Source organism: Bradyrhizobium sp. Kon69 (genome assembly GCF_055807515.1).
The window spans coordinates 10,982-35,199 of sequence record NZ_JBVVOS010000031.1; the positions used below are offsets into that span (position 1 = coordinate 10,982).

17 protein-coding genes are annotated in these 24,218 nt (G+C 63.6%); 12 read left to right on the top strand and 5 right to left on the bottom strand.

The window, feature by feature from the left end; all coding sequences use genetic code 11:
* Nucleotides 1-218: 218 nt before the first annotated feature.
* Nucleotides 219-641 (top strand): response regulator, encoded by a 423-nt coding sequence (locus tag AC0L3U_RS31855; RefSeq protein WP_027569815.1) that lies wholly within the window; start codon nt 219-221, stop codon nt 639-641.
* On the top strand, nt 638-2,890 hold the full coding sequence (locus AC0L3U_RS31860; RefSeq protein WP_473364356.1) for a CHASE3 domain-containing protein: 2,253 nt from the start codon (nt 638-640) through the stop codon (nt 2,888-2,890). Before AC0L3U_RS31855 ends, AC0L3U_RS31860 begins: the two co-directional genes overlap by 4 nt.
* On the opposite strand, the gene AC0L3U_RS31865 is transcribed toward AC0L3U_RS31860, so the two are convergent.
* From AC0L3U_RS31865 to AC0L3U_RS31875, 3 genes are all read right to left on the bottom strand, one after another.
* The gene (locus AC0L3U_RS31865) at nt 2,887-3,822 is read right to left on the bottom strand and encodes an arginase family protein (RefSeq protein ID WP_473286989.1); all 936 of its coding nucleotides are present in this window, start codon (nt 3,820-3,822) and stop codon (nt 2,887-2,889) included. The two genes, AC0L3U_RS31860 and AC0L3U_RS31865, sit on opposite strands and share 4 nt — an antisense overlap.
* A 208-nt stretch (nt 3,823-4,030) precedes the next feature.
* Nucleotides 4,031-4,336 carry a putative quinol monooxygenase gene (locus tag AC0L3U_RS31870; protein WP_473364357.1) on the bottom strand — a complete coding sequence of 102 codons (306 nt, stop codon included), beginning with the start codon at nt 4,334-4,336 and terminating at the stop codon, nt 4,031-4,033.
* A gap of 74 nt (nt 4,337-4,410) precedes the next feature.
* On the bottom strand, nt 4,411-4,776 hold the full coding sequence (locus AC0L3U_RS31875) for a hypothetical protein (protein ID WP_473364358.1): 366 nt from the start codon (nt 4,774-4,776) through the stop codon (nt 4,411-4,413).
* A 189-nt stretch (nt 4,777-4,965) separates the two neighbouring features.
* On the opposite strand from AC0L3U_RS31875, the gene AC0L3U_RS31880 reads away from it, so the two are divergent.
* Nucleotides 4,966-5,802: a helix-turn-helix domain-containing protein gene (locus tag AC0L3U_RS31880; protein WP_473364359.1), complete on the top strand. Its 837-nt coding sequence runs from the start codon at nt 4,966-4,968 to the stop codon at nt 5,800-5,802.
* A gap of 272 nt (nt 5,803-6,074) precedes the next feature.
* On the top strand, nt 6,075-6,545 hold the full coding sequence (locus tag AC0L3U_RS31885; RefSeq protein ID WP_456764543.1) for a nuclear transport factor 2 family protein: 471 nt from the start codon (nt 6,075-6,077) through the stop codon (nt 6,543-6,545).
* Between the two features lie 27 nt (nt 6,546-6,572).
* On the opposite strand, the gene AC0L3U_RS31890 is transcribed toward AC0L3U_RS31885, so the two are convergent.
* The gene (locus AC0L3U_RS31890) at nt 6,573-7,469 is read right to left on the bottom strand and encodes a DMT family transporter (RefSeq protein ID WP_473364360.1); all 897 of its coding nucleotides are present in this window, start codon (nt 7,467-7,469) and stop codon (nt 6,573-6,575) included.
* Nucleotides 7,470-7,971: 502 nt separating this feature from the next.
* Here AC0L3U_RS31890 and AC0L3U_RS31895 point away from each other — a divergent pair.
* From AC0L3U_RS31895 to AC0L3U_RS31905, 3 genes are all read left to right on the top strand, one after another.
* Nucleotides 7,972-8,190: a hypothetical protein gene (locus AC0L3U_RS31895; protein WP_456764545.1), complete on the top strand. Its 219-nt coding sequence runs from the start codon at nt 7,972-7,974 to the stop codon at nt 8,188-8,190.
* A gap of 39 nt (nt 8,191-8,229) precedes the next feature.
* Complete coding sequence (locus AC0L3U_RS31900) at nt 8,230-11,994, top strand: vitamin B12-dependent ribonucleotide reductase (protein ID WP_473364361.1); 3,765 nt, start codon at nt 8,230-8,232, stop codon at nt 11,992-11,994.
* A 308-nt stretch (nt 11,995-12,302) separates the two neighbouring features.
* Nucleotides 12,303-16,352: a PIN domain-containing protein gene (locus tag AC0L3U_RS31905; RefSeq protein ID WP_473364362.1), complete on the top strand. Its 4,050-nt coding sequence runs from the start codon at nt 12,303-12,305 to the stop codon at nt 16,350-16,352.
* A 33-nt stretch (nt 16,353-16,385) separates the two neighbouring features.
* Here the strand turns inward: AC0L3U_RS31905 and AC0L3U_RS31910 are convergent, their stop codons facing one another.
* Nucleotides 16,386-16,595 carry a hypothetical protein gene (locus AC0L3U_RS31910; RefSeq protein WP_473364363.1) on the bottom strand — a complete coding sequence of 70 codons (210 nt, stop codon included), beginning with the start codon at nt 16,593-16,595 and terminating at the stop codon, nt 16,386-16,388.
* Nucleotides 16,596-16,718: 123 nt separating this feature from the next.
* Between AC0L3U_RS31910 and AC0L3U_RS31915 the strand changes: the two genes are divergently transcribed.
* The 5 genes from AC0L3U_RS31915 (at nt 16,719) to AC0L3U_RS31935 (ending at nt 24,213) form a co-directional block, all read left to right on the top strand.
* On the top strand, nt 16,719-17,684 hold the full coding sequence (locus AC0L3U_RS31915) for a hypothetical protein (protein ID WP_473364364.1): 966 nt from the start codon (nt 16,719-16,721) through the stop codon (nt 17,682-17,684).
* A gap of 546 nt (nt 17,685-18,230) precedes the next feature.
* On the top strand, nt 18,231-18,965 hold the full coding sequence (locus AC0L3U_RS31920) for a hypothetical protein (RefSeq protein ID WP_473364365.1): 735 nt from the start codon (nt 18,231-18,233) through the stop codon (nt 18,963-18,965).
* Between the two features lie 187 nt (nt 18,966-19,152).
* Nucleotides 19,153-21,297 (top strand): integrase, encoded by a 2,145-nt coding sequence (locus AC0L3U_RS31925; protein ID WP_473364366.1) that lies wholly within the window; start codon nt 19,153-19,155, stop codon nt 21,295-21,297.
* Between the two features lies 1 nt (nt 21,298).
* Nucleotides 21,299-22,363: a TniB family NTP-binding protein gene (locus AC0L3U_RS31930; protein ID WP_473364367.1), complete on the top strand. Its 1,065-nt coding sequence runs from the start codon at nt 21,299-21,301 to the stop codon at nt 22,361-22,363.
* Nucleotides 22,360-24,213 (top strand): TniQ family protein, encoded by a 1,854-nt coding sequence (locus AC0L3U_RS31935; protein ID WP_473364368.1) that lies wholly within the window; start codon nt 22,360-22,362, stop codon nt 24,211-24,213. Before AC0L3U_RS31930 ends, AC0L3U_RS31935 begins: the two co-directional genes overlap by 4 nt.
* The last annotated feature ends 5 nt before the right edge of the window (nt 24,214-24,218 follow it).

Here is a 24,218-nt window from a genome sequence, read left to right on the forward strand (position 1 = left end):
AAGGCGTCGCATCGATGCGGCGCCTTTTTCGCATGCGGGCGCCTCACCTGTTTCGCTCGCCTCGTGTTCCCCATCGGCGATTGGCGCGTACAACCGATGCGAGCGGACCTTTATTCACCGCACCGTGCATACCTACCCTTATCCAATCCCAAATTGACCCGACGCGCGATTCACCTGTATCAACTTGGCTATGGGGACTTCGATGACTGGGAAGTGTCATGCCGCGTATTCTCGTGGTCGATGACGATCCGATGGTCGGTGCGACCATCGAGGTCCTCCTCCAACGTCAGGGCTTCGACGTCACGTTGACTGACGGCGGAGAAACGGGTTTGGCTGCGCTCGAAACCCAGAGTTTCGACGTGATGCTGGTCGACATCTTCATGCCGCATATGCGCGGCTTCGAGTCCATTCGCATCTTTCACGAGCGCGCGCCGGCGGTTCCGCTGATCGCGATGTCCGGCTACGCCTTTGCGTCATCCGCCTCGCCCTCTCCCGACTTCCTCCGGATGGCGCTGGAGCTCGGCGCGACCCGCTGCCTGCGCAAGCCGTTCACGCCGGACGCGCTGCTGACCACGATCCGGGAATGCATCGCCGCGCCGGGCGATGGCTCGCAGCCGAAGGACAAGAAAGAAGCCCCTTGATCCCAACGCAGCGCGTCATTCTCGGTGCTGGACTTGCCATCCTCCTGATCATCACCGCAGCCTCTATCGGCCTCGACGTCAAGTCGCGGTCCGACGCGGCCTGGGTCAATCACACCGTCCAGGTGCTGAAGAAGATCTCCGACCTGCGTGTGCTGATGCGCAGTGCCGAGAGCGCCGCACGCGGCTACGAGATCTATCGCAACCCGAGCTTCAGCGAGGAATTCCAGGCGGTGCACGCCCGGATCGCACCGGCACTCGCCGACCTCAAGCGCAGCGTGCGCGACACTCCCGAACATGTCGCGCTGCTCGAGGGCACCGAGCCGCTGGCGCTGCGCCGGATCGAGATCGCCGCCGAAGTGATGCGCCTGCGCGCCGGAAACGATCAGGCCGGCATTGCCGCGCTCCAGGGCAAGGGCGAGGGCCGTGGCCTCATGGACACGGTGATGGGCAATTTCGATCATTTGAGCGCAGAGGAAGAACGATTGCTCGCGGCGCGCTCCCAGGATTCGCGCCGCACCGGCATCGTGCTGCTCGGGATCGACGTCGCCGGCGCGCTGGTGATCCTGCTGCTGGTCGTGATGATGATGCGCGAGAGCCGGCGCACTGAGGGCGCCCTCAAGAGCACGCTATTGGAAACCACGGCCGCCAAGCATCAGCTCGAGGCCGCGGTGGCCGAGCGCACCGACCATCTGGTCACCGCGCATGACGAGCTGCGCCTCTCGGTCAACGTGCTCCAGAGCACCTTTCACAGCATGGCGGAGGCAGTGCTGGTCATCGATGCCGAGGGCAATGTCCTTCTGTCCAATCCGGCCGCCGAGCGCATGCTGCTGCACCGGACAGGCATGAACCTGCGCAATCTGCGGGCGATGTCCAGCGTGCTTCACGGCGACGGCGTCACCCCGCTCAAGCCCGACCAGCTGCCGTCGGCACGCGTGCTGCGCGGCGAGCCGTTCGAGAACATGGAGATGATCGTCCGCCCGCACAGCGGCAATCCTTCCCGCCACCTCATGATCAGCGGCCGGCCGATGCTGGACGGGCAAGGCAAAGTCTCCGGCGCGGTGCTGGTCTATCACGACGCGACCATTTCGCGCGAGACCGAGCGGCAATTGTACCAGTCGCAGAAGCTGGATGCGATCGGCAAGCTCACCGGCGGCGTCGCGCACGACTTCAACAACATGCTGACCGTGATCTCCGGCAATACCGAGACGCTGGTGGCAAGCCTGAAGCAGCAGCCCGAGCTCCAGCGCGTGGCGCGCCTGATCGACGAGGCCGCCGAGCGCTGCGCCGAGCTGATCCAGCATCTGCTCGCCTTTGCGCGCAGGCAGCCGCTGCAGCCGCGCAACGTCGAGATCAACACCGCGGTCGCGGACATCGCCAAACTGCTGCGTCCTACCCTCGGCGAGCAGATCGAGATCGAGACCGTGCTCGAACAGGGGCAGATGACCGCACACATCGATCCGTCCCGCCTCACCAATGCCCTGCTCAACATGGCGATCAACGCCCGCGACGCCATGCCGAACGGCGGCAAGCTGCTGCTCGAGGCCCACCGCGTCGTGCTCGACCAGGCCTATGCGCAAAACAATCCCGACGTTCGGCCTGGCCCCTACGTGATGCTCGCCGTCAGCGACACCGGCACGGGCATGCCTGCCGAGGTGCAGCAACAGGCGTTCGAGCCGTTCTTCACGACCAAGGAGGTCGGCAAGGGAAGCGGCCTCGGCCTTTCCATGGTCTACGGATTCGTCAAGCAGTCCGGCGGCCACATCAAGATCTACAGCGAGGAAGGCCACGGCACCACGATCAAGCTCTATCTGCCGCCGGGCGAAGGCATGGCCGAGGTGGCCCCCACCACGACGCCGCAGGCGGAAGGCGGCGCCGAGACCATTTTCGTGGTCGAGGATGACCCGCTGGTGCGCAACTTCGTCACCGTGCAGCTCCAGAGCCTCGGCTACCAGACCGTCGCCGCGCCCGACGGCAAGGCCGCGCTCGAGTTGATCCAGGCCGGCCAGCCGTTCGACCTGCTGTTTACCGACGTCGTCATTCCCGGCGGCATGAGCGGGCGCGATCTCGCCGACAAGGTGGCGACGATCCGCCCCGGGGTGAAGGTGCTCTACACCTCCGGCTACACCGACAACGCCATAGTCCACCACGGCAAGCTCGACGACGGCGTCATGCTCCTGACAAAACCCTACCGCCGCAACCAGCTCGCCGAGATGATCCGGAAGGCGCTGGGAGACAGGCCGGCCGGCTAGCGCTTCTGCTTGGCGATATGTCCAATGGCGTTGCAGATGATCCGCGCTGCGCAGATCGCCCCGATATTCTGCACGTCACGCTCCGGCACCAATTCCACCAGATCGAGACCGACAATTCTGGCCTTCGAGGCGACGCCTGCGATCAAATCTATGACTTCGAAATAGGACAGCCCGCCGGGTTGCGGCAGAAGCACGCCGGGAATGACGGACGGATCGAGGCCGTCGCAGTCGATCGTGATCAGGCAATTCGCGTTGTCCTCGATTGCGCTGAGGACAGCTTGAACGCCCCGGCTTTTGACGTCTCGTGCTATAAAAATCCTGGAGCCCCAATTCCGCGCGCAACTGAGCTCCTGCGGCCCCGAGCCGCCGATCCCCCGTAAACCGACCTGCACAATCCGTTCGACCCAAGGCAACTCGCTGGCGCGCCGCATTGTGCTGGAGAAAGTATGTGCTGAGCCGTCGCGCCGGTCCTTCCAATCCAGATGCGCGTCGATCTGCAGGATGGTCAGCCTGCCGATATCTTCGAACGCCTCGAAAAACGGTATGGGGACGGAATCATCTCCGCCCAGCAGCATAGGTACCGCGCCGGACGTCAGGATCTTTTTGGTGGCTCTCCTGATTGTATTCCGGTTTTCCTCGGGAGCATCGGGTGACGTCGGAAGATCGCCGCCATCGGTGACCCGGATTTGCTCCGGGTCGAGCAGGATTCCGTCCTGGTCGAAATCCCACCTGACAAGGTCGGTCTGGTAAACGCGCAAAGCATTGCGAATGGCCGTTGGGCCATTCGCGGCATGGCTGGTCCTGCCCTTCAAATGCGGCGTGGCATCGGCAGCTCCGAAGATCACCATGTCGACTTCGCCAAGAGCAAAGGGAACAGGCAGGGCAAGGTCGCACGCCGCGACGCCGAGGAATGTGTTGCGCTCGCTCGCCATAACCGACTCGTTGGAGGCACTCAGTCCGGCAGAGAGACCTAATCCGCAACGCTTGCGCGGGTTCCTGATTGCTTTTTGGCCCGACGCCGAGCCGAACGCCAAAGCCGCTCTCGCCTGGGAACATGACCTCAGTTGACTCAATGCTGTAAGCCGATGAGGGGCACGTTCGGTGCCTGCAAACACCAGACCGGGCTGCGCTCAGAAAACGTCAGCGATGGTCGCTCCGTAGGGGCTCCCAGATCTCGATTTCGCGGTCCGACGCGAGCAATTCGGGAAGCGCATGGTGCCAAGCGTCCCGATATGGCCGCTTGATCTGAACGTTCAAGACCTCTTCATGGCTCTCCCACGTCTCGTAGAGCATGAAGCGATACTGGGAGGCCGTATCGCGATGCAGGACCGCTTGGTGAAAGGTCGGCTCATCTCTCATCGCATCGAGGACCGTCCCGAGCAGTTGCAGAAAATTCGAGCGTTGCTCGGGCACGACGTTGAATTTGATGACATAGGTGACGGGCACGATGATTGCCTCGGTGTTTGCTTGGCGGAACTTGCTGGGTGGACGATGGCCCGCCGCAGGACGATCCGTCGGCCTCAAGACGGAAAGAACTGATAGTCCGCCACGATCTTTCCGCTGCCATCCACGATGAGAAACTCGAGCCCGCGGGCCAGAATGGTGTCGCCCTTGGCGGGAAGCATTTCCCAGTGAAAGACCACGGCGTCGTGCACCCGGCGAGCATCGTCAGCGGCCCGAAATCGGTTGGCATTATCCCTGACGTTCTTCTCATGAGACTCACACACTCGTCTCTCGAGCGCCTCGTACCCTTCGACCTCGCGATCGCCCACATAGTGCCGGCCCCGGGTGACCCATAGTTCCGCGATTTGGCTTGTGCGCCGCTCTGCATCGGTTTCGTTCCAGACGGCGACGTAGCGGTCGGCCAGACTGCTTGGGCTTTCCATAGTCATCTCCTTGAAATAACGACGCTAGCGCCGCTTCACGGCTCGCGCCCTCGTTAGCGCACGCGGAAGGGTGCCTCACGCGACCGCGGTCGGTCGATAACGTCGCAAGTAAAAAAAGCACGGACCTCCGGTGCGAATTTGACGTGAGAGGTAATAGTCTGGCGGGGGTGGCAGTTGATAAGGTGAAACATGGCCGTTCGCGCAGTTGAATTTGGCGTATTGCTACGGAGGTGGCGCGCCAGCCGGGGTATGTCGCAGACGACGCTGGCGCTGGCCGCAAACAGCTCGACGCGGCACCTGTCCTATCTCGAGACCGGTCGCTCTCATCCGAGCAAGGAAATGGTCCTGCGCCTGGGTGAGCAGTTGAAATTGTCGTTCCGGGATCAAAACACGCTTCTGTTGGCCGCAGGGTTTGCGCCCGAGTTCGCCGAGCGGTGTCTCGAAGAGATGTCGTCTGCCACGTCCGCGATGGAGCAGATCCTACGGGTCCATCTTCCTTATCCGGCCTATGTGTTGGACCGACACTGGAACGTCGTTCTGTCGAATGCGGCGCTGCCGCAACTATATGAGGGATGTTCTCCGGAGTTGCTTCGCAGTCCCGTCAACGCCGTGCGCCTCGTCCTGCATCCAGACGGGATGGGGCCGCGTATCGACAATTTCGTCGAGTGGCGCGCCCACACCATCACGGTGCTGAAGCAGCAGATTGAGGCAAGAGCGGATTCCGTTATTCAGGCGCTGCTGAGCGAGGTGTTGTCCTATCCGGCCCCCAAGGGTGCCGTGGCGCTTGCATCAAGTGAGGGCCCTCAGCGGTATGTGACGCCACTTCGTGTTCAGACCAAGTTCGGCAGAGTCTCGTTCCTGAACACCACAACGGTTTTCGGCGCCCCCGCCGACATCACACTGTCGGAGCTTGCCCTCGAAATGTTGTTTCCGGCCGACGAGGCCACAATCGCCATTGTGAAAGACATGGCCAGTGACGCCAAACTGTCGGCCAGCGGCGCTCCGCTCGCGTCCAGAGTTGGCTGATCGATCGGCCTGGTCCGCATGCGATGCAGATGGCCATCTATTTAGAACCGCCGCTTTCAAGAAAACACCCGGTGATGCTCTCGCTGACGGTTACAGAGGCGCTCCAGGGAGGAAGCACCGATCACGTGACCACTGTTCTCTCAAATATACTCCCACCCCGAAAAGTATTTTGACTTCCGAGGTCATCGACACCCTCCGAGGTAACACGCATCTTGCCGGCGACGTGAGGATCCCGCCGCGAATTGGCTTCGAGGGGTCTCAAGGAGAATAGAATGAACAGGCGAAATGTTCTGGTCGCAACCGCGTTGACTGCATTGGGCGCGCGCTTTTCATCAGGTATGCTTGCAGCCGAGGGGAGAAACAGAGTGGTCAACGTCAATGACATCGTCGTGCGATATCTGGCAGCATGGAACGAGCAGGACACGAAGCAACGTCGCGATCTCATAGCGGCGACGTGGACTGACGACGGTACCTATGTCGATAGGGTTCGTGATGGGCGTGGACATGAGTCCATCGACGGCATGATCGCCAAGGCCCAGGGGCAGTTCCCGGGCTATCGGCTCAATCTCGCGAGCGGGATTGAAACTCATCATGATCATGTGCGGTTCTCTTGGGTCGCGGGCGGCACTGCGGATGCTCCGCTCTACATCAAAGGCACCGACTTTGCCTTGATTGCCGATGACGGTCGCTTCAAGTCAGTCGTTGGCTTTGTCGACGCCGCTCCGGCGCCCGCGGCGCGATAGGCAACCAGACATCGAGCGGCCAGCCCCCTACCGCGTCGCCAGCACCACCGCCGCCAGCGTGAACACCAGCGCGGCGATCTGCCCTGCTCCCAGCGGCTCGTGGAGCGCGATCGCGGATGCCACGACGCCGATCACAGGCACTGCCATGGTGCCGATCGCGGCGACGGAGGCCGGCAGGCGCGCGAGCGCTGCGAACCAGCTGACATAGGCGATGCAGAACTGCACCACGGTCGAATAGACCAGGAGCCACCAGCCGAGCGGCGTCACCAGCTCCAGATGCGTGGTCTCGATGGCGAGGCCGATGATCGTGATGGGCAGGCAGCCGATCCCGATCTGCCAGGCCGCGGCGGTGATCGGCGGCAGACGGATCGGGTACCTCTTGGAAAACACCGTGCCGAGCGCGAAGCCGAGCGCGCCGCACAGCGCCATGATGATGCCCGGCAGCTTGTCCGCGGTGGCGGCAAAGCCATTGCCGCCCATGATCGAGGCGAGGCCGGCAAAGGCCATCACCAGCGCGATGGTGCGCAACAAGGTCGGCCGCTCGCCCAGCACCGGCCAGGCGATCAGCGAGGCCCAGACCGGCATGGTGTAGGCGATCAGCGCGGCTTCGCTGGCCGGCAGCCACAGCAGCGCCAGGCCCATCAGCACCATCCAGCCGGTGACGTTGAGCATCGCGGCGGTCACGAGCCGCGGCCAGATCGCGCGCGGGACACTGAGGCTGTCAGCGCGGATCAGCGCCAGCGCCGCCAGCAGCACCGCGCCCAGCACGCCGGTCACCCCGCGCAAGGTCAGCGGCGGCAGCTCAGAGAGCAGGAATTTCGTCACCGGCCAGTTGAAGCCCCAGCCCACCGAGGTGATGGCGAGGAACATCAGGCCGGCCGGGGCGATGCGCGGTCGCAGCACCGGCCGAGTCGAATCAAGCATGTGGGTAGTCCGGCAAAATCTGAGCGAGCTTGGCGCGGATTCGCCCCTCCCACCACCACCCCGGCGGGCATGCCTGCCCTCACCTTCCGTAGCCCTACGTGAGTCCCCCGGAGGCAAGCCCGCGATTCAAAAATATACCTGCCCTGTGAACAGCGGGGTGAAGCCTCGCGAGGGCCACAAGATGCAAATTTTTTCGGTTGGGAATCCCTGAGGACTCACTGATACTTGGCTCAACATCAGGCGCGGGCCTGCCCCCTGTTATCCCCCACAATCCACCATATTTAGTATTTGATTCAGGAACTCGCACTAGTTCTTGACGGGCGTAACGGAGAGTCCTAGTTTTCGATCCGTTCGGCGCGAGTGTGTTTGCGTCCCGCCGGCACTCCCCCAAAGGGTCTGCAAAACAGCACTCCGCCAAGCCAGACAAAGGCAGCGGGATACGGGCTTGTCTGCCCGGCGAGCGGACTTTTCGGGCGCCTGAACGGGCTGGAAACAGGCTCGGATGGCAATGGTTGAAGACGTGACGTTGTGGGGCGTTGAACGCATGTCGGGCTCATCCCTTTGGGGCGGATGGGTCTGGACGTGCCGGCGGATGATCGGTGCGCGCATCGAGCAATCGCGTCGGGAGAAAATGGGCCGGGTCTACCGGCTGAGCTGCGATGCCAAGGGGCCCGACCGCCCTCAAGCACCGCAAAATGAAATGATGACCCGGCACGCCTGAACGGAGGCGGTTCGGTCAAAGATAGGACGGGGCAAGACCATGCGGATTGAGCGGCGCCACACCACTTCGGGACAGTCACCTTACGCCGGCATCGAGTTCCGGCTGACCACGTCGGAGATCAGGAATCCCGACGGCTCGGTCGTGTTCAAGCTCGACAATGTCGAGGTGCCGACCGCGTGGTCGCAGGTCGCCTCCGACGTCCTGGCCCAGAAGTACTTCCGCAAGGCCGGCGTTGCCGCGCGCCTGAAGAAGGTCGAGGAAGAGTCCGTCCCGTCCTTCCTGTGGCGCTCCGTGCCCGACACCGAGGCGCTTGCGCTGCTGCCCGAGAAAGAGCGCTTCGTCAGCGAGCTCTCGGCCAAGCAGGTGTTCGACCGTCTCGCCGGCTGCTGGACCTATTGGGGCTGGAAGGGCAACTATTTCTCCTCCGACGAGGACGCCCAGACCTTCTACGACGAGCTCCGCTACATGCTGACCATGCAGATGGTCGCGCCGAACTCGCCGCAATGGTTCAACACCGGCCTGCACTGGGCCTACGGCATCGACGGTCCCGGCCAGGGCCATTATTACGTCGACCCCTTCACCGGCAAGCTGACCCGCTCGAAATCCTCCTACGAGCATCCGCAGCCGCACGCCTGCTTCATCCAGGGCGTCGGTGACGACCTCGTCAACGAGGGCGGCATCATGGACCTCTGGGTCCGCGAAGCCCGCCTGTTCAAATACGGCTCCGGCACCGGCTCCAACTTCTCGCGCCTGCGCGGCGAAGGCGAACGCCTCTCCGGCGGCGGCCGCTCGTCCGGCCTGATGAGCTTCCTCAAGATCGGCGACCGCGCGGCCGGCGCGATCAAGTCGGGCGGCACCACGCGCCGTGCCGCCAAGATGGTCGTCGTCGACGTCGATCACCCCGACATCGAGACCTATATCGACTGGAAGGTGAAGGAGGAGCAGAAGGTCGCGGCTCTCGTCACCGGATCCAAGATCAACCAGAAGCACCTCAAGGCCGTGCTCAAGGCCTGCGTCAATTGCGAGGGCTCGGGCGACGATTGCTTCGATCCCGAGAAGAACCCGGCGCTCCGCCGCGAGATCAAGCTCGCCCGTCGCAGCCTCGTGCCCGACAATTACATCAAGCGCGTCATCCAGTTTGCCAAGCAAGGCTACAAGGACATCCAGTTCGACGTTTACGACACCGACTGGGATTCGGAAGCCTACCTCACGGTATCAGGCCAGAACTCCAACAACTCGGTCTCGCTCAAGGACGACTTCCTGCGCGCGGTCGAGACCGATGGCGACTGGAATCTCGTGGGCCGCACCACGAAGAAGATCACCAAGACGCTGAAGGCGCGCGATCTCTGGGAAAAAATCGGTTACGCCGCCTGGGCGTCGGCCGATCCGGGCCTGCACTTCAACACCACCATGAACGACTGGCACACCTGCAAGGCGTCCGGCGACATCCGCGCCTCCAATCCGTGCTCGGAATACATGTTCCTGGACGACACGGCGTGCAACCTCGCCTCCGCCAATCTGCTGACGTTCTACGACATCCCCTCCAAGCGCTTTGACGTCGAAGGCTACGAGCATCTCTGCCGGCTCTGGACCATCGTGCTCGAAATCTCGGTGATGATGGCGCAGTTCCCGTCGAAGTCGATCGCCGAGCTCTCCTACGAGTTCCGCACGCTCGGCCTCGGCTACGCCAATATCGGCGGCCTGCTGATGACCATGGGCCTGTCCTATGACAGCAAGGAAGGCCGCGCCATCGCCGGCGCGCTGACCGCGATCATGACGGGCATCACCTACAAGACTTCGGCCGAGATGGCGTCCGAGCTCGGCACCTTCCCCGGCTACAAGAAGAACGCCGCGCACATGCTGCGCGTGATCCGCAACCACCGCCGCGCCGCCCATGGCCAGTCCAACGGCTACGAGGCGCTCAGCGTGAATCCCGTGCCGATGGACCTGGTGTCGTGCCCGCAGACCGACCTCGTCACGCATGCGCAGGCGGCCTGGGATGCGGCGATCGAGCTCGGCGAGAAGCACGGCTATCGCAACGCCCAGACCACGGTGATCGCGCCGACCGGCACGATCGGCCTCGTGATGGATTGCGACACCACCGGCATCGAGCCTGATTTTGCGCTGGTGAAATTCAAGAAGCTCGCCGGCGGCGGCTACTTCAAGATCATCAACCGCGCGGTCCCCGCGGCACTTCGCGCGCTCGGCTATCGCGAGAGCGAGATCGCGGAGATCGAGGCCTACGCCGTCGGCCACGGCTCGCTCTCCAACGCGCCCGGCATCAACGCCTCGACGCTGAAGGCCAAGGGCTTCACGGATGAGGCCATCGCCAAGGTCGAGAAGGCGCTGCCGACTGCGTTCGACATCAAGTTCGCCTTCAACAAATGGACTTTTGGCGAGGATTTTATCCGCGACCAGCTCGGCATCGGTGCCGAGGCGATCGCGGCCCCCGGCTTCGATCTGCTCCAGGCCGTGGGCTTCACCAAGCGCGAGATCGAGGCGGCCAACGTCCACATCTGCGGCGCGATGACGGTGGAAGGTGCCCCGCACCTCAAGGCCGAGCACTATCCGGTGTTCGACTGCGCCAATCCTTGCGGCAAGGTCGGCAAGCGTTATCTCTCGGTCGAGAGCCACATCCGCATGATGTCGGCGGCGCAGCCCTTCATCTCGGGTGCGATCTCCAAGACCATCAACATGCCGAACGACGCAACTGTAGAGGACTGCAAGTCCGCCTACATGCTGTCGTGGAAACTCGCATTGAAGGCCAACGCGCTCTATCGCGATGGCTCCAAGCTCAGCCAGCCGCTCAACTCGCAGCTCATCGCCGACGATGAGGACGAGGACGATGCGATCGAGCATCTCTACGACAAGCCGATGGCGGCACGCACCGCCCAGGTCTCGGAAAAGATCGTCGAGAAGCTGGTCGAGCGCATCATCGTGATGCGCGAGCGCGAGAAGATGCCGGATCGCCGCAAGGGCTACACCCAGAAGGCGGTCGTCGGCGGCCACAAGGTCTATTTGCGCACCGGCGAGTACGACGACGGCCGCATCGGCGAGATCTTCATCGACATGCACAAGGAAGGCGCGGCACTGCGCTCCTTCATTAACAACTTCGCCATCGCGGTGTCGCTGGGCCTCCAGTACGGCGTGCCGCTCGACGAATATGTCGACGCCTTCACCTTCACCCGCTTCGAGCCGGCGGGCCCCGTGCAGGGCAACGACAGCATCAAATACGCGACCTCGATCCTCGACTACGTCTTCCGCGAATTGGCGGTGAGCTATCTCAGCCGCTTCGACCTCGCCCATGTCGATCCCAGCGAGACCGGGTTCGACGTGCTCGGCAAGGGCGTCGAGGAAGGCAAGGAGCCGGATGATCACGGCCAGCGCGCCTCCAAGCTGGTGTCGCGCGGCCTCACCCGCTCCCGCACCGACAACCTCGTGGTGATGCGCGGCGGCTCGACCGCGGTCGCGCAAGGCAACGACAGTGCGCCGGCCGGCGGCAGCAAGGTCACCTCGCTCGCCTCGCACGGCGCAGGCCGTGCCGGCGACGTCCTCGAAGGCGCGGTCGCGCTGAAGCAAGAAGTGGCCCACGACCTCTCGCCCACCGAGAAGCTCGAAGCCTTGCAGTGGAGCAAAGCCGGCAGCGCGCAAGTCGCAGTCCCCAGCAAGGCCGAGCGCCGCGCGGAAGCGAAAGCCAAGGGTTACGAAGGCGAGATGTGCAGCGAGTGCGGCAACTTCACGCTGGTGCGGAATGGCACGTGCATGAAGTGCGATACGTGCGGCAGCACGACGGGGTGTTCGTGAACGAAACAGCGATGCAGCGACCGAGAGTGTCGCCGCATTGCAGCGATGGGCATAGTTGGTCCCCTACAAGTTGATCCCCTAATCGGGGCAAAGTAGGTCCCCTAGTCCCAATACGGTCACGGCAAAACGTGTCCCTAGAAAAATGTCCTTCGGCGCCGCCGGCGCCGAGGACTGAGAAAGGTTCGCGGCAGGCTTCGGCTTCGCCGCGAACTGGTTAACCGAACGAATCATGAATCATCTCTCTGAGACGCAGAGATCTCGTTTCTTGGGCGTCTTGGTTCGATGTGAACTGTGAAACCCGTTTGCGTATGTCTGAGCGCCAAGACCCGCCCCAGCTGACAGGGCTTCCTGTCCACCCGCCGTTGCCGTCGTTCAGCGTCACGGCTGGGCAAGAGATTCCAAAGCCGAAAGACTGGCAAGACTTCCAGCGCGGCTGCGTGGCCCTATTTCAAGCCGAGCTGAACGATCCGCACGCGCAGGAATACGGCCGCAATGGTCAAAAGCAGCTCGGGATCGATGTTCTTGGGAGGCGCGATGGGGTTCACGATCATTTCGTCGGCATCCAGTGTCGTCGATACGACAAGCCGCTGAAAAAGGCGGCGATACTGAAGGACTGCAGGGACGCGCTGTCGATCAAGGCAGGGCTCAAGGAAATTATCTTCGCCACGACCTGCCCCAGTGACGCCAGAGCTACGGACGCGGCTCTTGAAGTCGAAGCCGAGCTTCGCGCCGAGGGGCATGACCTGAAGGTCATCCTCTACTCTTGGTCCGACCTCGAGCTCAAGATCTGCCAGCATCAGGCGGCACTCCCGTACTTTTTCCCTGCCGCCATTGCATCGACCGCGGCTCAGTCGATGAAGCTTGATTCTGCATCTGTCTTGGCAATCGCCGAGGCCGTGGCGCGCGTCCTCCCTGCCGCCCAAGCCCTTGTCCCGGCAGATGTGAAGGCGCCAACCGACAGTTCAGAGGACCCCGCGCTCCATGCCAAAATCGATCTTTGGCGGGACTTGTTCCGCACCAAGAACGCGTTCGTGCATGCGAAGGAAGGTCTGCTGGAGCTGAAGTCGAAGGAGGACCTGTCGGGCAAGCCGTGGGCTGATTTCAGGATCGAAACCAATCTTGGGTCCGTGGCAATCAACCTCGGAAGGCACGACGAGGCGGCTGCCCACTTTGAGAGGGCGTATTCGATCCGCCCTAACGATTGCAACGCCATCGCTAACCTCGCCTTGGCCAGAACGATCATGGGCCGGCACGAAGAAGCAATGGAGTTGGCCAAGGTCGCGTTGGATTCGACGCCCCGGTCCGATCAAGCCGTATCTTACCTGCTCCAGGCGGCCGCGCGCTCGTCATGGCAGGGAGATCCGGAGACGTTGATCCCTGTCGACCTTGTCGGCTCCGTTCACGCGGATTTGGGGCTCGCGGAGTTTCTGCGGAAGCGGAACGCGCCGGACTGGGCCGAGAGGACGAGGGAGTTGGCGCGCAACCATCTCGATCTCCCCGAGTTCAGGCGGCTCGATGCTATCGCCGTTCTTGAACTGGCGCTGGGACCCGACGTCTTTGTCGGGAAGCCGGGGATCGTCAGTCGCACGGATCTTGAGCGTGCCGCGGACGAAACCCTGGCTATGGCAGACGCCTGTCTAGCCAGTGCTTACGCTGATCAATATGACCTGATGGCGTACGTTAACAACGCCGCAGTCTTGCTTCGTTTGACGGGCCGTCAGGCCGATTGCGAAGCTCTCCTCGCCCGTGCGCTGCCGGCGCTCCCGGACCAGCCGCATCTGAGGCGGCTCTTGGCTCTGGCTCAAGCCGCGCAAAACCGGTTCGACGCCGCCGAGGTCACCCTCCGGAATGTTCAGGATCGTGAAAGTCGCTTGCTTGCAGCAGAGATGGTGGCCCGCCGAGACACCAGGGAGGCGATCAAGCTAGTCGAGGATATCGATGCCGCCGGCGAGGATCATCATCTGGCCGAATTGAAATGGCGCATCCTCGGAGACTTGGGCCTTCGGGTTAGGGATTACGCACGCGTAGATTCTGCCATCGCAGGGCTCGCCAGCTTGCCCAACGGAAAACTGCTGGCGGATCTCCTTCAGCTCCGGCGAGACGCCCAGACCGGCACCGATGAGAAGGAAAGGCATGCACGGCTGATTGAGCTTGCCTCCGGCGACTTCACCTTGGCCAACAACGTGTCGCGCTACCTGGTCGCTGACGAAATGCGGAATCAGGGCCTGCCGGCCGAAGCGGCCAAGCTCATCGAGCCAGTCGCTGATTTGCAGGTTCTGAATCCGGCGACCCGCCTGTACCTTAGCTGTCTAGTCGAAGCCCGCCGGGATGAGGCGTTTCGCGATTGTCTTGCGAGCGCCTCATCCGATGTGCGGAACGACCCCGAGATCCTTTGGCTGCTGGCCACCCATTCCTGGAACATCGGCGACTTGCCGGAGTCGCGCCGAGCGGTCGAAACGCTGCTACGCGCCCAGCCTGATAGTGCCGCAGCGCGGCTCCTGAAGATCGAAATCTCGCTGCGATCCGACAACGTCGACGAGGTGCTGCAGGAGCTTGAGCGGCCGATCGAGCGGCTCGCGATCAGCCGACTGAGCGACAAATTCCGGATCGCGAGCCTACTGGGTCATTTCGGCCACACGGAGCGGGCGGTCGCCTATGCCTACAAGCTGTTTCTCGAGAACAGGGAGGTCTCTCAAGCATGGCTTTGCTTCCACGGGCTGGTCCTGCAGGAAGGAACAAAGCTTGGGGAGGTCAAAGGCGCTTGGGACGTCGATGTCGTCGGCGAGAACACCGGCGTCGACATCGAGTACGAAAGCGGCGAGAAGCAGTTCATCGTCGTCGAACCAGACGGCGCGCTGCGTCGGCTCGACGAGGATTCGTGGGAGCCAGATCACCCGTTGGTCCAGGCGATCACTGGCCTGATCGTCGGGGCGCAGTTCACCAACCCGGTGAACGGTAAAGTCGGAACGATCCGGCTTATCCGGCACAAGTATGTGGCCAAGCACCATTTCGTCCTCAACCACCACGAAGCGCGATTTCCAACGGTCGCCGCCATTCGGTCCATACCGGTCGATGTTTCGACACCTGAGGGCCTGGCGCCGTTGCTTGAGGAGCTCAAGGCAAAGCACGACTGGATCGAGCAGGAGCAGGAAAGCTACAAAAAGGCACCATGGCCACTGGCCGTCCTCGCCCAAAGGACCGGTTGTGACACCATCGATGTCGCAGAAGGTCTGGCGGCTCAAGAGCTCCGCCTGAAGGTGGCTTCCGGCACGCAGGGAGAGAGGAACGCGGCGGTGGCCGCGATTGTCGCCAACCTCGGCCAAGGCTGCGTCTTGGACCTTCATGCGTTCTGGACGTGTTGGCGTCTCGGTGCTCTTGGGTCTGTAGTCGATGTATGCGGCCTGGTTCACATCGCGCAGAGCACCATGGACCAGCTTCTGGCCCGCCGAGAGCGCATCAGTCATTCCGCCGAAAGGGGCTATAAGGGCGCCAGCTACCGCGACGGCAAAATGGCCATCACCGAGGTCGCCCCTGAGCACATCCAGCAGGCGCTTGCGGACATCGACCGGGCTATCGAATGGGCCAGGACGCATGCGGTGGTATGTCCGTTGGTCGTGCCTGAAAAGGCGCCACAGTCTCTTAGGGACTTCCTGCGGGACGGTCCGGGTGGCGTTTTCGACAGCTCTGTCGTCGCCCTGCAAAAGGGGCTCCTGCTGGTCACGGACGATATGCCGACCAGGGGATTCAGTGGTTGCTGCGGGATCGACCGCAACACTTGGCTGCAGCCGGTGTTCATGGTTGCTGCGGACCGCAACAAGATCAACGCCGAGACCTATACGCAGTGGACCGCGCATCTGATCGGCGCCGGGCACAACTACGTATGCGTATCGGGGCAGGTCCTTATACGTGCCGCCTTAATGGATGCGGACGCGGGCAAATGTCCGGGTTATTTCTTTGGGCAGGTCGTCAAAATGCTCGGTGGAGCGACGGCGGAAATGACGTCGCATATCCGGGTGGCAGCCGAATTTCTGCGGTATGCCTGGGACAATCCATCAGCCCTTTCGTACCGAGAGAGCGCTACCGATATACTGCTTCAGCATCTCGTTCGGGAGCGGCCTCACGATCGCCGCGAAATTTTGCGCGCGGTTAAATATTGCGCGCGCGAATATCCCAGACTGGTCAGGTATCTGACGGCGTGGTCGCAAGGTCGTGGTGCTGACTCGCCTCGCAGTTCGGATTTACTCGAGGGCGCGACAAAAACGGTAAGCGATACGCGAAAGCAGACGTCGAAGAAGGAACTACGAAATCGCGACCAAGCATGGAGGGAGGCTCAGAAGCGGAAGCCGAGACCGGCATAATGCTGCATGGCGACGATGGGGCTCGCGGTTACGCTAATCTTTCAGATTGTAGGTGCCGTCCAGCCATCCCTGCAACAGCTCCTCGACCACAGCCGAGACGCTCGTCTTGTCGGGTATCACCTTGAGCTTGGTTTTTATGATCGTTTCTTCGTCGATCAGGACCTGCAAGGGAGCCTTTCCTTCGGGCGCACGAGGTCCGCTCCGGCTCTTACGTACCGCCTTCGGTTTGCCCGCCTTCGCCACCCGCAACCCCTGATTCGCCTGTCTTAACCATGATGCACGCCCAGTCCGACCCGGCAACGGGAGGTGCACATGTGCGCATGAACCCCGTTGACACGGAACCCCTGATAGCTTATTTGGAATTCCATGGAAACTGAAGAAGACATCGAACTCGTTCAGCTGAATAGCGCCCAGGCGGAGCAATTCGCCCGGATCGAGCAGCTGTGGCCCGAGTTCGGCCACTCGCTGCAGGTGCTGGCCGCCTCCGACGGCGGCGGCATGGCCTGGCGGACCATCGACGGCATCGAATATCTGACGCGCTACACGCGCCAGGACGGCAAGCAGAAGGTCAAATCCCTCGGACGGCGCAGCCCGGAGACCGAAGCTATTTTCGAACAGTTCGAGAGCACCGTGCTGAAGGCTCGCCGCATCCGGCGGGAGCTGCGGGAGGACGTCCTCTTGTCCTGCAAGCTGGCGAAGGCCTACGGCGTGGCCCGGCTGCACGGACGCCTGGCCGAGACGCTCGACTGGTTCTGGTACACGGGAGCTTCCAGCCGGGTGTCCCTGTTCGGCGGCAGCGCCCTGCTGGCCTACGAAAGCGCCTCCGGCATCATGGCGCCGACGCCACTCGTGAAGGACCAGCACCTGCAGTTTGTGGCCCGGACCGAGGACCTCGAAACCCTCAATCTGGAGGAGATCGCGGAGGCCTGCGACGTCGACGACGAGGGCGCGACCTGGAAATACGACGACGACCGGTACCTGATCCGGACGAAGCGCGAGAGGCGGATGCTGGCCGAGGTCTTCCTGCCGACCTACTTCGTCCGGCGGCTCGACGGCGATGCTCACCACGAACTCAAGGACATGCTCCGGGGGCCGGGCACCAAGGGCCTGACGTTCAGCCGGGACACCCGTCCGATCGAGATCACCGCGCTCGACCCGCGGACTTATGCGATCGCCGCGCATTGCATGCGCGACAGCGAGCTCTGGACCCAGAGGGCGGAATTCGCCTGCACGCTGGTCCAACACCGGTGGCCCGACGACTTCGACCGGGTCCAGGAGATCATTCTCGACGCCGATCCGGACGTCCGTTGGGGCAGGCTAAGGGGGCCATAGTGGAAGCCGACATAGACGCAGCAGCATAATGGCTGTGGACGACGTGTTGAAAACCTGACCCGCCGAGCTTCGCCCGGCGGCTGCCGACCCGTCGTGTCCTGGCGGATTTTTCAAGGACTCGTCTGGAGGCGGTTTTCACAAACACCGCTTCCGCGGCCTCGAACGTAGTTAATGCTTTTTGCGATCCGTTAGCAGGATCGGCGTCGAAACTGTCGTCAAGCGCGGAATCGGCGGAAGAACAAGTTTCTTGCCCGGGGCGATCGCACTCGGGCACGGTCAAACCAGCGAAAAGGAGAAAGCGACCTCCCAAACGAAAACCGCGGCCCCTGCAAGGACCGCGGTTCGATTGGGGAAAGCAGAGATAGTTTCCTCGGAAGAGAAAACCCCAGAGCGACCCACCAACAAGCACCCGCACCAGATCAGCTCGGTAGCGGGTTGGCAAGGTCGCTCTGGGGCCCCTCTTCCACAGATCCACGTAATTCACCGCCCACGTCCGGGACCTCGTTTTCCGGCGACGGCGGAGCATTGCCCGGAGGCAGACCACCGATGTCGACAGCGATGATTCACGAACAGTATTTCATGCCCGATCCGTCGCTGCGGGACCCGCGGCCGGAGCCCGACGTGCTGCCGGAGATGCTGCCCAGCCTGTCGAGCCGCCCGATTTCGCTGCATTCGGCGATCTCGGTCCACGGCTGGGATTTCTTCGACGGACGCAAGGTCTGGTACGAAGCCGAACTCGAGCTGAATTTCGCGTTGCTCGCCACGATGCGGCCCGACGTCGCCGAGATCGCCGAGCAGCCGCCGACCGTGATCTTCGTCAACGATCAGGGAATCCGACAGCGGCACACGTTCGATTTCAAGCTGCGGATGATGGACGGCACTAGCGGCCTGGTCGCGGCGAAACCGTTCGCTCTGGTGGAAAAGACGGGCATCGACCGCGTCGTCGAACTGACGGCCGAGCAGATCCCGCCGTCCCTCGCCGACTGGACCCTGCTCTTCACCGACCTGGATCTCTCCCTCACCGACCTCTTCAACGCCAAGGTCATCCATCACGCCCGGCGCGATCCCTGGCCGCAGGACGACGCCGTCGTTGCCCGGCTCATCCGTAACTTCAAAGGCGAGACCACCATCGGCGAGCTGACGGCCAAGTCCGGACTGGACGGCTACGCATTCGACGCCGTCGTCCGTGCGATCGCCGACGGCAAGCTCAAGCCGGTCGAATACGGCAGGCTGGACGACAATCTCGCGGTCGTCGGGCCGAAGCGGAAGCGCAAGGCCTGAGCCACCGATGCTTCAGCGCGCCCACGATCTCCTCCCTCCGAAGCCGCCGCGTTCCAGGCAGGCTTTACGCTGGCATGTCGGCGATACCGCCATCGCCAGCATCATGGGAGAGCCGTGTCTGCGAAAGAAGGTCGACAAGAGCGGCTTCCTGTTCGAGACCGTTTCGCTGCCCAAACGCGAGATCACCTTGACCTTCGAGGAATTCGACCTCCTCAAGGACGGCTACGAATTCGACATCGACCACCTCGGCACTGAGCCCGGCAGGGCCGCGGGCAAACTCCACAGCGACGAAGACATGATCGCCGATCTCGGCGACGAAGAACGCGAACTGGTCGCCAACAAGCTCGTCGCAATCAAGGCGTTCCTGGCGATGAAGGCCCGGGGCGCCGCTTCGCGGTACCGGCAGAACCTCGGCCGGGTGCTCGCGAAGATGCAGACCGACCTTTTCCCGACGCCGCCGAGCCGAGGCGGCCGGATGGCGAAGGCGCCGTTCAAGCTCGTCGGACCGAAGCGCTTCCTCGAGTGGGTCGACAACTATCTCGAAATGGGCCCGCTCGGCCTGGTCAACCAGTATCACCTGTGCGGTCGCTACGGTGAGCGGTACGGCTGGGAAGAACGGCAGATCCTGATGGATTTCGTCTACGGGTATCTCAGCCGCGAAGCCCCGACCATCGTCCATCAATGGGGCGACATGGAGAAGGAATTCGCGAAGATTAATCGCGAGCGCATCGAAGCAGCCGGGCTCGATCCGGCCGACTACGCAGGCATCGACCTCGCGCGCGTGACCAAGGATTTCAAGGAGCACATGGACGGGCGCGGCGTCTCGCTGCTCACCTGCCCCGCCATCGATCTTCTGCGCGTCGAAATCCGCCGGCTGCCGCCTTTCGACGTGATCGCCGCCCGCAAGGGCGAAGAAGTCGCGGTGCGCTTCTTCCACCCGTCGAAGGGCGGCGTTCAGGATCTCGTCTACCCCATGGAGCGGGTCGAAGCGGACGACTGGAAAACGGACCTCCACACGCTGGTCATGGAGCTGCCGGCGATCTGGCACGCAATCAGCCCGGAACTGCGGGAAGCCGCCCCGAAGAAGCGGTGCGTCTTCAGCGCGGCGATCTGCTGCACGACGCGGGTCATTCCAGCGATGACGCTCGCGCTCAGCACCGGCGCGTCCAACACCAAGCAACTGCTCCGGATGTGCCTGTCGGACAAGACGGCGCTGGCGCGCAGTATCGGCTGCGAAACGCCCTGGGAATACCGGGGCACGATGGGCACGTTCGTCATCGACGAGGGGTCCGCCCTGCTCAACGCCCAGACGGAATTCGTCTGCACCGATCTCGGTATCCGCCTGAAAAGCCCCCAGATCAACACGCCTCAGCAGCGCCCCAAGATCGAACGGTTCTTCCAGACCCTCGACATCAAGGGGCTGCTGCGCTTTTCCGGCCGAGCGTTCTCCAATCCGCAGGTGCGCGGCAAGTACGAAAGCCTCGCGCGGGCCTGCGTCACGGTGGAGGAGCTCGCCGCCCTGATCGTGCGGTTTGTCGTCGACGTCTATCACAACTCGAAGCACGCCGGCCTGGGCAACCAGACGCCGCGCCAGCGCTGGCTCGAGCTCACGAAAAAGCGCGCCCCCACCGTGCCCCCGGGTCCGAACCGCATCCGCCGGGCGTTCGGCGAGCGGTACTCGGTCGTGCTGCAGGCCGAGGGCATCGAAATCTTCGGGAATTGGTACCGCTCGCCACTGACGGACTATTTGTTCCAGGAGGTCCCCGAGCGGGACTACGAGGTGACAGTCGACGGCGAAGACCTCGGCGCCATCTCGCTGCTCGTCAATGGCGAACGGAAAACCGTGGTCGGCCCCAAGATCATGCAGGGCGTGAGCGCCGCCGTGTGGGACGCCGCCCTGGCCGACCTGCGACGTCAGAACCAAGACCTGCAGAGGTTGGTCAAACCGGTCGTCCACCGCGCCATCGAATTCGCCCAGAACGGTGACGCCGAGACCCGCAAGCGCCTCAGCATCCTTTATCGGCCGAAGTCCCGCGAGCAACTCGAGGCGATCCGGATGCGGATGAACCAGACCGTGCGCCACTACCAGGAGCCCCTCAAGCCGCAGGAGGGGCCGATCGACGTGCTCGCGCGTCGCATTGCCGTCGGCACCAAGGCGCCGCCGGCCGATACGGTCCGCGAGCTCCCGCCGGCTTCCCAACCCGATGTGCCGGCCGTCGAAGAAGCCGCCGTCAAGCCAGCCGCCAAGTCGAAATCGCGGACGCGGCCCGAAAAGCCGCAGCCCGAACCGCCGAAGAAACCGACCCGGAAGTGGGTCGTGAAGAGGACCTGACATGAACGAACATTTCGCAGACCCGTCCGCCTACCTCCGCGAGCTCTGGACCGACGACGACCGCAAGCGCAACGGTCGCATCGAAGCCGTGAAGGGCATGTACGTCGAGTCCGACCGGGACGAGGCGCTGACGCGCCACCTCAAACGCCTCGCACTGAACGCCGCGTTGCGGGTCGATCCGTCCATGCCCTTCGCGGCCGACAACCGCGCGCCGGGCAAGGCCCTCGTCATCGTCGGCCCGAGCGGCGCCGGCAAGACCCGGCTCGTCCAGCGCACCTTCCGCAACAGCCCCTACTTCCCGAACTACGGCATCGTCGAAGCCCCGAGCCCCATGATCAGCATCCAGGCGCCTGCGCCCTGCACCCTGTTGCAGATCGCGCTGCGGATCCTGGAAAAGCTGGGCTACGAAATCGAGCGGGATCTGCGCGAGAACAAGGCTTGGCTGCGCGTCCGCCAGCAGCTCCGGCTGCACGGCATCCTGTTCCTCCACATCGACGACATCCAGCACGTGCTGCATGCGCTGAGCGAGGACGAAGTCCAGAAGGTCCGCGACACGCTGAAGGACATCATGCTGCTCGACTGGCCGGTGCAGCTCATCCTGAGCGGCATCCCCGACCTGATGCCGTTCGTCCGCAAGGATCGCCAGCTCCGCCGCCGCTGCCGCTTCATGTACCTCTCCAAGCTCTCCGCCGCGGAGCACGCTGAATTCCTCGACGCCGCCATCAACGAGTATGCGGCCACGGCCGGCCTGAAGGTCGATATCGACGACGACGCCATGCTGGTGGGGCGGCTCCTCCACGCCGGTCAATACGAAATGGGCATCAGCCTCGAAATCCTCGGCGAGGCCGTCGAAGCCGCCCTCGATCGCGACGGCAAGACCCTGAAGCTGGTCGACTTCCAGAACGCCTATGCCGACCGCAACCTGATGCCCGACGACCAGAACGTCTTCTTCGCCAACGCCTGGCACACGATCGACGCCACCCTCGTCCGCCCGGGCGACGCAGAAGAGGAAAAGGCCGAGGCGCAGATCGCGTCCCACAAGAAGAACCGCCGGAGCAAGTCGTGAAGCCGCTTCGCCACACCGTCCCGCTCGGCGCCGGCGAAACGCCCGCGAGCTTCGCGTCACGCCTGGCCACACTCCACGGGTTGCCGGCCCGCGAGTTCTGCCTGGACATGGGTACGACCTTCCAGAAGGTCGTCGATGGCGCCCCCGAAGCCCTCGCCGTCATCGCCTACAAGGGCAGCGCCGACGCGGTCGCACTGGCTGAGAATGCCTTCGTCAAGACCGCCGAGCGCCGCTACACCCACCGGGGTCAAGAGCTCACCCGCGATAACCTGCGTCGCGGAGCCGTCCTCGTCTGCCCGAAGTGCCTGGCGGAGGACATCTCCGCTGCTCCGCAATCGCGCCCGCAGGTCGCCGCTACGCAGCGCGCCCGCTGGCAGATCGCGGCCTTGAAGACCTGCGCGGTCCACCTGGCGCCGCTGGTGATCGTCGACAAGGACATGACCCCCGGCACGATGCACGACTGGTCTCATCATGTCGGCAAGGTCCTGCCTGCTCTTCCTCGTCTGGTCGCCGAGGCCGGTACCCGCCCGCTCACCACCTTCGAGACGTATGTTCGCGACCGCGTCGACGGCGGCACGGGCGGCACCGGCTTGATCAACACCCTGCCTCTTCACGTCGCCATCGCGGCATGCGACCTGTTCGGCGCCGTCGCCGCCTTCGGCCGTACCGTCAACCTGAAGACCATGACCGACGAGGACTGGCGCGTCGCCGGGGGCGCTGGCTTCGACATCCTCGCCGGGGGAGCGGTCGGCGCCCATGCCTTTCTGGAAACGCTGGGTGCCACGTACCCGTACTCCGGCGCGGCGACCGAGGGGCCGCAGGCCGTGTTCGGCCGCATCTACCAGACCCTCGAATTCTACCGGGACGATGCGTCCTACGACCCGCTGCGCGACCTGGTCGGCGACTTCATCCGCGCCCGCTTCCCCGTCGGTCCCGGCGACGTCGTGTTCGGCAAGCCCGTCGAAACCCGCAGGCTGCACTCGATCCGCAGCCTGTCCAAGGCAACCGGGCTGCACCCGAAGCGCCTCCGTAAGCTGCTCTCGTCGGCGGGAATGCTGCCCCCGAATGCGGAAAACCTTGCCGACGGAAACTGCTTGTTCGACGCCGAGAGCGCCGTTGCCCTGGCCCAGACCGCGGCCTCTGCCACCCTGTCCGTCCGCGACGCCGGCGCCTACCTCAACGCGCCCCGCGTCCAGCGGGACATGCTTTACCGCTCCGGCATCCTGGTCCCCCGGATCAAGGCGACCGACCACGGCGCCGCCGACCAGTTCGCGCCCGAGGACCTGGACGCCTTCCTGGCCCGCCTGCTCGATGGCGCCGCGCCGGTGCCGGCCGCAGACGCCGGCCAGGTCGACATCCCGACGGCGGCCAAGGCCGCCTGCTGCGGCTCCGTCGAGATCGTCCAGGCCATTCTGGAGGGCCGCCTGACGCGCAAGGCTCAGCTCGCCGGCGAACGCGGCTACATGTCCGTTCTTGTCGACCTGGAAGAGGTCCGTGCCCTCGTCCGCGGGGCCGACCTTGACGGCCTCACCAGTCAGGCGCTGGCCGAAAGGCTCCGCGTCGCCGACAAGGTCACCCGCAAGCTCATCGCCGGCGGCCACCTGCGTACGGTCACCGCGACCAACCCCGTCAATCGCTGCCCGATCACCATCGTGCCGACCGAGGAGATCGAGCGGTTCGAGGCCGAGTTCGTCACCCTGTTCGCGATCGCCCGCCAGCAGAGCCATCACCACCTGGTGGTCAAGAAGGAGCTTGAGGCCGCCGGCGTGAAGCCCGCCTTGGACCCCGAGCAGGTCGGGGCAACGATCTACCGCTGCAGCGATCTCGCCGCCGCATTCCCGCAACAATGACGGGT